The sequence below is a fragment of the Xanthomonas cissicola genome, assembly GCF_008801575.1.
Classification (GTDB): domain Bacteria; phylum Pseudomonadota; class Gammaproteobacteria; order Xanthomonadales; family Xanthomonadaceae; genus Xanthomonas; species Xanthomonas cissicola.
Genome location: NZ_VZPL01000002.1, coordinates 173638 through 184375 on the forward strand (window position 1 = coordinate 173638; position 10738 = coordinate 184375).

Genomic DNA, 10738 nt, shown 5'->3' on the forward strand with positions numbered 1-10738 from the left:
GTTCCGGCGTAGTCACCACGTGCGGAATGGTTGGTGGCGAAGAAGCTAAGGCGAACAGCGTTACGCGATACGTCGACGTGGGGATCTGGAACAGGGGTCATGGCGACGTACTGCTTGAATGGAAGACCGCTGCAGCCTAGAGCGCCAGCTGTGCGTGCAAGGTGACCAACCTTTGCGTGCGCTGTCCGTACATTGGCGAAGGCCTGCCAATGGTGATGCAGACTGCGGCGTGCTGTCGCAGGCCAGCGACGATAGTGTTCGGAAGCAGCCGTGTTTCACTCGACCGGCTGCAAGGCGCCTTGATGACTGACGCACGCGGCAGAAGCAGCTAGCGATTTATCAGCTTGCGGTAACGGCCTGCACATCTGCCACCGCCTGCGTGGCTTCGGCGATGACGCCGAGCGCGATGGTATGCGGCGAGGAGCGTCCCATGCGCCAGCCCGCCGGCAAACGCAGACGCGCGAGCGAGGTGTCGCCATACCCCAGCGCACGCAGCGCCTGTAGACGACCTTCGCGCTTTTGCCGGCTGCCGAGGATGCCGATGCAGGCGACGGGAGACGCCAAGCCGCGCCGCGCAACCTGTAGGTCGATCTCGGCATCGTGGGCCAGGCTGTACAGTGCGCTATCGGCATCCAGATGCAGATCCCGCAGTGCATCGCCCAGCGCACGTCGGTCGTAGTGCTCGGGCGCCAATCCCGGCGGCGGTTCCCCCGGACCATGCGGCCGCAACACGCGCACTTCGATGCCCATCTGGCTGGCCAACGACACCAGCGCCAGTAGCGACGGGTCGGCGCCAACCAGCACCAGCCGTAGCGGCGGACGATGGGTGCGCACGAATTCGCCCGCACGCGCGTCCTGTGCATGTGCCAGGTAACGCACCGTGCCGGAGGCACGATCCAAGGCCACATGAAATGCGCGCCGATGCTGGCGCGCGTTACGCCAACGCGCGAGGTGCTCGCCCAGATCCGGCACCGGCCACACCAGCACGCCGATGCGCCCCCCGCAGCTGAGCTGGATGTCCAGCATTTGGCTGCCTTCGCCATAGTCCAGCCAGCGCGGCTGACCATCGCGCAGCGCTGCCATGGCTTCATGCGCCACCGCCGCTTCGACGCAGCCGCCTGAGACATAGCCTGCCACGCGCCCGTCGGCGCTGATGGCCATCTCGCTCCCCAACGGGCGAGGTGAGGAGCCTTGCACATCGATCAAGGTCGCCATCGCCACGCGCTGCCCGGCGCGCTGCCATGCGCTCAGCGTTGGCAGCAAATCGTCGAGCAACGCGTAGCCCGGCCATGCCGGCCACGCCGGCGGCGCATGCGTGACGGGGGCAACGAGCGCGCTCACGCGCGCAGCATCTCGGGCAGGTGCGGCAGCAGTTTGTCGAGGGTGACCGGGTAGTCGCGCACACGCACGCCGGTTGCGTTGTAGACCGCATTGGCGATCGCCGCTGCCACGCCGCAGATACCCAGCTCGCCCACGCCCTTGGCCTTCATCGGCGACGACAGCGGGTCGCTTTCTTCCAGGAACACCACCTCCTGATGCGGGATATCCGCATGCACCGGCACTTCATAGCCGGCCAGGTCGTGGTTGACGAAAAAGCCCAGGCGTTTGTCCACTGCCAGCTCTTCCATCAGTGCCGCGCCGGCGCCCATGGTCATGCCGCCGATGACCTGGCTGCGTGCGGATTTGGGATTGAGGATGCGCCCCGCGGCGCACACGGCAAGCATGCGCCGGATGCGCACTTCGGCGGTTGCGATATCCACGCCCACTTCGACGAAATGCGCGCCGAACGTGGAGAGCTGGTGCGTTTTGCTGAGGTCGCCGAATTCGATCTTGTCTTCCACCACCAGCGCGCCATTGGCCGCGGCATCGCCGAGCGCAACGCGCTTGCCGCCGGCACGCACATAGCCATCGGCAAACTCGGCACTGGCCGGATCCAGGCCCAGTTGCTTGGCCACCGCTTCGCGCAATTTGACTGCGGCTGCATAGACGCCTGCGGTAGAACTGTTCGCGCCCCACTGCCCGCCGGAGCCTGCAGAGGCCGGAAAGCTCGAATCGCCCAGGCGCACATCGACCCAGTTGAGTGGGACGCCCAGCATTTCCGCAGCGGTCTGCGCAATGATGGTGTAGGAGCCGGTCCCGATATCGGTCATGTCGGTTTCCACCACCACGCGCCCGCCCTGCTCCAGCCGCATGCGTGCGCCGGAGGTCATGACCGGCGCGTTGCGAAATGCCGCCGCAACGCCCATGCCGACCAGCCAACGACCATCGCGCGTACTGGCCGGCTTGGCCTTGCGCTTGGACCACCCGAATCGCCTTGCGCCATCTTCCAGGCACGTGACCAGCTGACGCTGCGAGAACGGTCGCTGCGGGTTTTCCGGGTCCACCTGGGTGTCGTTGACGATGCGGAACTTGACCGGGTCCATGTCGAGCTTTTCGGCCATCTCGTCCATGGCGATTTCCAACGCCATCAATCCTGGTGCCTCGCCCGGCGCGCGCATGGCGTTGCCTTCGGGCAGATCGAGCACGGCCAGACGCGTCGTGATCAGGCGGTTAGCACCGGCGTAGAGTAATTGCGTCTGCGCGGCGGCGATTTCCGGGCTGCCGTCGGGCAAGTCGCCCGACCAGCTTTCATGCGCGATCGCCGTGAGCTTGCCGTCGCGCCCGGCCCCAAGCCGGATGCGTTGCAGCGTGGCCGGGCGGTGGGTGGTGTTATTGGCGATCAGCGGCCGCGGCAACATCACCTTGACCGGCCGTCCGACCTGACGCGCGGCCAGCGATGCCAGCACTGCATCGGCACGCAGGAACAGCTTGCCGCCGAAACCGCCGCCGACGTACGGCGACATGATCCGCACGTTCTCGCGCGGGATGCCCAGCGTCCTGGCCAGATCGCCGGCTCCCCAGTTGATCATCTGATTGGAGGTCCACACGCTGAGCTTGTCGCCATCCCACATCGCGATGGAAGCGTGCGGCTCCATCATCGCGTGCGAATGATCGGGTGTGCTGTATTCGGCATCCAGTTGCACTGGCGCCGTCGCGAAGGCAGCGTCGAAGTTGCCGACGTTGCTATTGGGCGCGTCGCCCTTCTTGGTCACCGTGGCGCCGGCGCGGGCCTTTTCCAGGTCGTAGGCGCCCACGTGACGGCCGTAATCGACCTTGATCAACTGGCCGGCCGCACGCGCCTGCTCGAAGGTTTCCGCCACCACCACTGCAATGGCCTGGTGGTAATGCGCGATCTCGGGACCGCCCAAGAGCTTGGCGGTGTTGAACTTGCCCTTTTGCAGCTTGCCGGCGTTTTGCGCAGTCACGATGCCCAGCACGCCTGGCGCCTTGCGTGCCGCACTCAGATCGATACTGCGGATGGTGCCCTTGGCGATGCCTGCGCCCACCACATGCCCGTAAGCGGCTTGGCCCGGCAAGTCATGATGTTCGTAGGCATACGGCGCCTGCCCGGTGGTCTTGAGTGGCCCGTCGATACGGTCGACGGGCTTGCCGACGACAGTAAGCTGATCGATGGGATTGGTGCCGGCGGGAGTGTCGAATTTCATATCAGGCCCTCGTGTCGGCCAAGATCGCGGTCAGGGTGCGCTCAACCAGCGGCACCTTGAATGCGTTGTGTTCGGTGGGCCGTGCGCCGTCGAGCAGCACGGACGCAATGGCGCGGGCACCCTCCTTCGATCTGGCTTCGGCGGCTTCGCTGCGCCATGGCTTGTGCGCGACGCCGCCGACTGCGACGCGTGCACTGCCATCGCGCTGGACGACGGCAGCCACCGACACCAGGGCGAAAGCATACGAGGCACGGTCGCGCACCTTGCGGTACACATGCGTGCCACCGAGCGGCTTGGGCAAGGTGACGGCGGTGATCAATTCGCCGCGCTCCAGCACGGTTTCCAGATGCGGCGTGGTTCCCGGTGCACGGTAGAACTCGGACAAGGCCACGGCGCGTGTCTGGCCATCCGGGCGCACCGTTTCCACAACTGCATCGAGCAGGCGCATGGCAATGGCCATATCGCTGGGATGGGTGGCGATGCACGCCTCGCTGGCACCAACCACTGCCAGTTGACGGTTATAGCCGCCGATGGCCGCGCAGCCGCTGCCGGGCAGTCGCTTGTTGCAGGGCTGGTTGGTGTCGTAGAAATAGGGACAACGCGTCCGTTGCAGCAGGTTGCCTGCCGTGGTCGCACGGTTGCGCAGTTGTCCCGAGGCACCGGCCAGCAATGCGCGCGACAACACGGCGTAATCGCGGCGCACGCGCTGGTCGGCCGCCAGATCGGTGTTGCGCACCAATGCGCCGATGCGCAGGCCGCCCTCAGGCGTGGCGTCGATGATATCCAGGCTCAGGCCGTTGACATCGATCAGGTGCGACGGTGTTTCGATCTGCAGCTTCATCAGATCGAGCAGGTTGGTCCCGCCTGCGATGAACTTGGCACCGGGCTGGCGCGCGGCCTTGGCCGCGGCATCGGCTGGCGAGCTGGCCCGTTCGTAACTAAAGGCTTTCATGCGCGCCCTCCGGCAACATCGTTGATGGCTTCGACGATGTTGGAGTACGCACCGCAACGGCAGATATTGCCACTCATGCGCTCCTGCAATTCCGGCGTGGTGAGTCTGGTCTTGCCGGTGAGGTCTTCGGTGACATGGCTGGGGATCCCGCGCTTCACCTCGTCGAGCACGGCCACTGCCGAACAGATCTGCCCGGGCGTGCAATAGCCGCATTGGTAGCCATCGTGCTTGACGAACGCCGCCTGCATGGGGTGCAGCTTGTCCGGCGTGCCCAGCCCTTCGATGGTGGTGACCTTGGCGCCCTCGTGCATCACTGCCAGCGATAGGCACGCGTTCATGCGTTGCCCGTCGACGATGACCGTACATGCGCCGCACTGGCCGTGATCGCAGCCCTTCTTGGTGCCGGTGAGATGCAGATGTTCGCGCAGTGCATCCAGCAAGGTGGTGCGGTTATCCAGCGTCAGCGTGACCGGTTTGCCGTTCACCTCGAAGCCGACCTGGCTGGATGCATTGGCGGGCTCGCTTGCGGGCCGCTGCGACATCGCAGTGGCGGCGGTGGCGGCCATCGATTGGGTTGCGGCAACGCTGGCTGCGGATGCCGTCCCCGCGATCAGTACCTCGCGACGGGTCATCTTGATGTCTCTCATGGCTGGCATCTCCAACAATGCTGGCTTTTACAGTTCTCAATCAATGTGCAGCGCTGCCGGTCACAAGCGCGTGAGTGCGCAGCGGCGACTGCGGGCGTGACGCAGTGCATTGCCCGATTCTAGTTCCCGCTTTTGTCCGCATTAGCGCTGGTGGCTGCATGCGCCTATGAAAGACGCTCATCACTGCGAGTAACTAACCCATGCGCCGATGACGTTGGAGTCGGACGGGCCGGCCGAACAGTTTCTTGAATGTTGCGCGTGCAGCACGTGGGTTGGCCGCAGTGAAGGAAGCGAAGAAACCCGAGGAGTATTGGTTGCGCTTGCCAGCAACGTCATGCAGGCGGCGGCCTTTGCACACGTCGAAATAGTGAATTCGCGCGTCGGCGGTGCGGAGCATCACCGACGCTCGGTGCCGCGGGCTGGATCAGAACTCCAGCGCGATCTTGCCGAGGTGGCCACCGGACTTCTGCAGCGCGAAGGCTTCACCGATCTCATCCAGCGCGAAGCTGCGATCGATCACCGGTCGCAGCGGCAAGCTGTCGAGTGCGCGCACCAGGTCCTGTTGATGCTTGCGGCTGCCGACGACCAATCCCTGCAGGCGTTGCTGGCGCCCCATCATTTCGGCAGTCGGAACCGGCCCTCCGGCACCGGTCAATACGCCGATCAAGGCGATATGCCCACCCACGCGCGCTGCACGGATCGACTGCGTCAGCGTGCCCGGCCCACCGACCTCGACCACATGGTCCACCCCACGTCCTTCGGTGATGTCCAGCACATGCGCCGACCATTCGGGATGCTGTCGATAGTTGATGACGTGGTCGGCACCGAGCGCTCGCACCTTCTCCAGTTTCTCGTCGGATGAGGACGTGGCGATCACGCGCGCGCCCGTCGCTTTGGCCAATTGCAGCGCAAAGATCGACACGCCACCGGTGCCCAGTACCAGCACGCTGTCGCCGGCCTTGAGCCCGCCGTTGACTGCCAGTGCACGCCACGCGGTCACGCCGGCGGTGGTCAGCGTCGCAGCCTCGGCGTGGCTGTAACCACGGGGTGCGTGGGTGAATGTCCATGCATCGGCGACGACCGCCGAGCGCGCATAGCCATCGACGCCGTCGCCTGGAGTGGTGGCAAAACCGGCGTGCAACGGCTCGCCGTCCAGCCACTGCGGGAAGAAGGTGGACACCACGTGATCGCCCACTGCGAACTCGTCAACCTCCGGCCCGACCGCTTCCACCACGCCTGCGCCATCGGACATCGGAATACGCCCGTCTGCGGTTGGCATCTGCCCGAGCACCACGCCCAGATCATGAAAATTGAGCGAACTGGCATGCAGGCGCACGCGGATCTGACCGCGTGCAGGCTGCCCCGGATCGGGCAATGCAACCGACTGCAGCGATGCGATGGCGGCCGGATGGCGAAGACGAATGGCTTGCATGGAGAACTCCTGAGCGTGATTCAGTGCTCGGCATAGCATGCTGCCCGTTATGCAGCCGCCGTCGAGCTGGCTCTGATATCTGTCGCCGTGCGCGTTGAGGTGGTTCAGCGAGCGCTGCTGCGGCAGCCATTGCGCGTCGCGACGCGATCAAGCGGGCTGTTGCGTGTAACGTGAGGCATCAATCACAGATCTGTCATTGCACGTGTCGACGCGCCTAGGAATGCATGCCGCGACGCGTAGGGTGGCACGGCGGTTGCATCGCCCTGGTATCCAGACAGGTAGCCACAGTGACGTCAACAACCAAGCGGCGGCGCCAACGTGCTCAGCGCATCGCGCTGCATTTCGTGCTGACTGCGTCTTGGATGCTACTGCTCGGTTCGGAATATTGGTCCATCCACGAAGAGCGCGCGACCGCGCTGCGCAGCGCCCAGGCGCAGTCGTTGAACCTGGCCAATTCGCTGGCGCAGCATGCCAGCGACACCCTGTCCATCGCCGACGCAGTGCTGTCCGGGCTGGTGTCGCGGGTCGAACACGACCAAGGCTCCAGTGCCGCGCGTTCTGCGATGCATGAGTTCCTGGTGCACGAAGCGCGCCGCTCCGATCGCCTGCATGGCATTTTCATCTATGCCGCGGACGGCAGTTGGGTGAGCTCGTCGCTGGACAGCACCCCCAGGACGCACAACAACGCCGACCGCGCCTATTTCAAATACCACCGCGACCATCGCGACGCCTTGTCGCTGGTCGGCCCGCCTGTGCAAAGCCGTTCGGACGGCTCCTGGGTGCTGACATTGAGCCGCCGCCTCGACGCCCCCAGCGGCGAGTTCGCCGGCGTGGTGCTGGTCACCCTGCAGCTGAAGTATTTCCAGAACTACTACAGCACCTTCGAGGTCGGCCCGCACGGCACCATCGGCATGACCAACGACGATGGCATCGTGATGGTGCGCCGGCCCGACAAACAGGGCGTGATCGGCACCTCGATCGCGGGGACGTCGATCTACGTGACCATGCGCGCACGCAAGCACGGCACCGCCACCTATCGCTCGCCGATCGACCGCGTTGAGCGTATCTCCAGCTTCGCACCGGCGCGCCCCTATCCGCTAACCGTGCTGACCGGCTTTTCAGTGGACGATGCGTTGGCGAACTGGCGGGAAACCGCGCGCCAGCGCATCGTGGTGGCCGCGCTGGGCTGCACCCTGCTGCTAGGCGTGGGGATCTGGCTGGACCTGCAACTGCGCCGCATGCACCGCAACGAAGCCAAGCTGAGTACCGAAGCCTGGGTAGACGCATTGACCGGCATCGCCAACCGGCGCGCCTTCGACCACCGGCTATCGCGTGCGTTGCAGGACGCGGTTCGCCTGGAGGCGCCATTGTCGGTGCTGATGATCGATGTCGATCACTTCAAGCTCTACAACGACACCTATGGCCACGTGAACGGCGATGCCTGCCTGCGTTTGATCGCAGGCGCCATTGCCGGCTGCTCGCGCCGCAGCGAAGACCTCGCCGCGCGCGCCGGCGGCATCGGTATGCGGCATGATCCTGCCGCATACCGATGCCGCCGGCGCGCTGCGCCTGGCCGACGCCGTGCGCAATGCGGTCGCCGAGCTGGGCCTGATGCACCTGTCCAGCCCCACCAGCGCGCACGTCACCGTCAGCATCGGCGCAGCCACCTTCGAACCGGGCGAAGCGCCGCTGAGCCCCAACGCCATCGTGCACGACGCCGATTCGGCGCTGTATCGCGCCAAGCAGAAGGGACGCAATCGCACGTCTGCCTAGACCTGCCGAGGGGCGCTAACGGCCTGCCGTAGAGATCACGCTGCTGCTGCGAGCTGGACGTTGCGAGCTTGAGCAACGCATGGACGGCGCGCCCACGCTGCGTGCGTTGCGCGTAAGCCTGCAATAGGCGCTGCACGCACGGCGTGCCTGCCTCCGAGCACGCATAACGCCCGCGAGGCTCTGCCACCATTCTGCCAAAACCGGCCAATGTCCGGGCGTCATTGCCATAACGCAGAAGGCCCGCGCAATGCGGGCCCTCGTGGATGACACAACGACGGGCAGTCCTCAAAACGGGATATCGTCGTCTGCGAAATCGTCCATTGGCGGCGCCGACTGCTGCTGGGCCGGCTGCTGACGACGCGGCGCGTAGTCCTGACCACCGCCACCGCCGCCATATCCGCCACCACCCTGCCCGCCACCGCCGCCCTGCTGACGCGGCGCCGAACGCTGCGGGCGATCGCTGCCCATCCCACCACCGCCGCCTTCGCCACGGCCGCCGAGCATCTGCATCTCGTTGGCGACGATGTCGGTGCTGTACTTTTCAACGCCGTCCTGGCCGGTGTACTTGTCGTAGCGCAGTTCGCCTTCGACATACACCTGCGAGCCCTTGCGCAGGTACTCGCCGGCGATTTCGCCCAGCTTTCCGAAGAACACCACGCGGTGCCACTCGGTACGTTCCTGGTTATTGCCGTCGCGGTCCTTGCGCATGCTGGTAGTGGCCAGGCTCACGCGCGTGATTGCCATGCCGGCCTGGGTGTACTTGGTGTCGGGATCGTTGCCGAGGTTGCCGACGAGGATGACTTTGTTGATGCCGCGGGCCATAGGTGCTTCCGAGATGATGCGCTGGCGCCGGGAGCGCGCAACGATGAATGTCTGTGCGGCAATGTTACCGCACCTGCCGCTCGGCGGTCCTGGCAGGTTGCCGCGCGGCGCTGCCGGGCAAGCGCCCTGCCAAGGGTCGGAAATCCAGCCCGTACAGGCCTTGCGGCTTTGACGCGACCACGTGAAGCCGCAAATGTGAAGACGCCGGTTGTGCCCGGCGGGACGGATCCGGCCGGGGCACCTATAATCGGCCCACATCACGAACGCCTGCGCATGACCATCGCCGAAGACCTCCCCACCGTGCTGGGCCTGCCCCAGATCCAGTCCCTCGCCGCGCCCGACATGGCCGCGGTCGACGCACTGATCCGCCGCCGTCTGGCCTCGGACGTCGTGCTGATCAACCAGATCGCCGATCACATCATCTCCGCCGGCGGCAAACGCCTGCGCCCGATGCTGGTGATGCTGGCCGGCCATGCCGCTGGCGGCTCCGGCCCGGAGCACCACCAACTGGCGGCAATCATCGAATTCATCCATACCTCCACGCTGCTGCACGACGACGTGGTGGACGAATCGGACCTGCGCCGCGGGCGCAGCACCGCCAACGCGCTATGGGGCAATGCGCCCAGCGTATTGGTGGGCGACTTCCTGTATTCGCGCAGCTTCCAGCTGATGGTCGAACTGGATCGCATGGAAGTCATGCAGATCCTGGCCGACACCACCAACCGCATCGCCGAAGGCGAAGTGCTTCAGCTGTTGCATGTGCATAACCCCGACACCGACGAAGCGGCGTACCTGCGCGTGATCGAGCGCAAGACCGCGGTGCTGTTCGCCGCCGGCACGCGTCTGGGTGCGCTTGCCTCCGGCGCAAGCGCGCAGGTGCAGCAGCAGCTGTACGACTACGGCATGCAGCTGGGCTTCGCCTTCCAGATCGCCGACGACGTACTCGACTACGCCGCCGAGGCCGCGGACCTGGGCAAGAACCTGGGCGACGATCTTGCCGAGGGCAAGGCCACCCTGCCGCTGATCCACGCGATGGCGCACTCGGATGCGACCACCCGTGAGCGCCTGCGACAGATCGTCGAGCAAGGCGATGCGGCGGCGATGCCGGAAGTGCTGGCCGCCATCCGTGCCACCGGCGGGTTGGACTACAGCCGTCAACGCGCGGCCGAATACGCCGCCGCCGCCGAACAGGCTCTGGAAACCCTGCCGCACAGCGCTGCCGTAGCGGCGCTGCGCGGCCTGGCGCGCTACGCGGTCGAGCGTACCCACTGATCCGGAGCGCCCTGCGCGCCGGATGGGATTGAGGATTTGAGATTGAGGATTCGCAAGGGCGGCTAGGGCCTGTTAACACTAATGGCCCGAGCGATTAAACTATTGGGCATGGAGATCACGCCAGCACAATTTTCTCTGATCGAACACTGCCTGCCGGCGCAGCGCGGCAATGTCAGCATGACCAACCTGCAAGTGGTCAACGCCATCCTTTACGTTGCCGAGCATGGCTGCAAATGGCGCGGCCTACCCAAGCGCTTTGGCAACTGGCATACGGTCTACACACGCATGAACCGTT

Annotated in this window: 8 protein-coding genes and 1 pseudogene; 3 read left to right on the forward strand and 6 right to left on the reverse strand. The window is 65.4% G+C overall.

The window, feature by feature from the left end:
- Positions 1–339 precede the first annotated feature (339 nt).
- The 5 genes from F7R02_RS01710 to F7R02_RS01730 all read right to left on the reverse strand — a co-directional run bounded on the left by F7R02_RS01710 (position 340) and on the right by F7R02_RS01730 (position 6576).
- A complete protein-coding gene (locus tag F7R02_RS01710) occupies positions 340–1341 on the reverse strand; it encodes an XdhC family protein (protein WP_078591126.1) in 1002 nt (333 codons plus the stop codon).
- Complete coding sequence (gene paoC, locus F7R02_RS01715) at positions 1338–3545, reverse strand: aldehyde oxidoreductase molybdenum-binding subunit PaoC (protein WP_003488152.1); 2208 nt, start codon at positions 3543–3545, stop codon at positions 1338–1340. Before paoC ends, F7R02_RS01710 begins: the two co-directional genes overlap by 4 nt.
- Position 3546: 1 nt before the next feature.
- Positions 3547–4497: an FAD binding domain-containing protein gene (locus tag F7R02_RS01720; protein WP_078591125.1), complete on the reverse strand. Its 951-nt coding sequence runs from the start codon at positions 4495–4497 to the stop codon at positions 3547–3549.
- Positions 4494–5153 (reverse strand): aldehyde dehydrogenase iron-sulfur subunit PaoA, encoded by a 660-nt coding sequence (paoA, locus tag F7R02_RS01725; protein ID WP_256359398.1) that lies wholly within the window; start codon positions 5151–5153, stop codon positions 4494–4496. Before paoA ends, F7R02_RS01720 begins: the two co-directional genes overlap by 4 nt.
- A 415-nt stretch (positions 5154–5568) precedes the next feature.
- Entirely contained in the window at positions 5569–6576 is a 1008-nt protein-coding gene (locus F7R02_RS01730; protein WP_078591124.1) for a zinc-dependent alcohol dehydrogenase family protein, read from the reverse strand.
- A gap of 224 nt (positions 6577–6800) precedes the next feature.
- On the opposite strand from F7R02_RS01730, the pseudogene F7R02_RS01735 reads away from it, so the two are divergent.
- A pseudogene (locus tag F7R02_RS01735) lies at positions 6801–8349 on the forward strand (sensor domain-containing diguanylate cyclase).
- 285 nt (positions 8350–8634) lie between these two features.
- On the opposite strand, the gene F7R02_RS01740 reads toward F7R02_RS01735, so the two are convergent.
- Positions 8635–9171: a single-stranded DNA-binding protein gene (locus F7R02_RS01740; RefSeq protein WP_003488165.1), complete on the reverse strand. Its 537-nt coding sequence runs from the start codon at positions 9169–9171 to the stop codon at positions 8635–8637.
- 273 nt (positions 9172–9444) lie between these two features.
- Between F7R02_RS01740 and F7R02_RS01745 the strand changes: the two genes are divergently transcribed.
- Positions 9445–10443 carry a polyprenyl synthetase family protein gene (locus tag F7R02_RS01745; protein WP_003488167.1) on the forward strand — a complete coding sequence of 333 codons (999 nt, stop codon included), beginning with the start codon at positions 9445–9447 and terminating at the stop codon, positions 10441–10443.
- 108 nt (positions 10444–10551) lie between these two features.
- Positions 10552–10738, forward strand: a 187-nt coding sequence (locus F7R02_RS01750) for a transposase (protein WP_151210039.1), incomplete at its 3' end; no start/stop codon positions are given.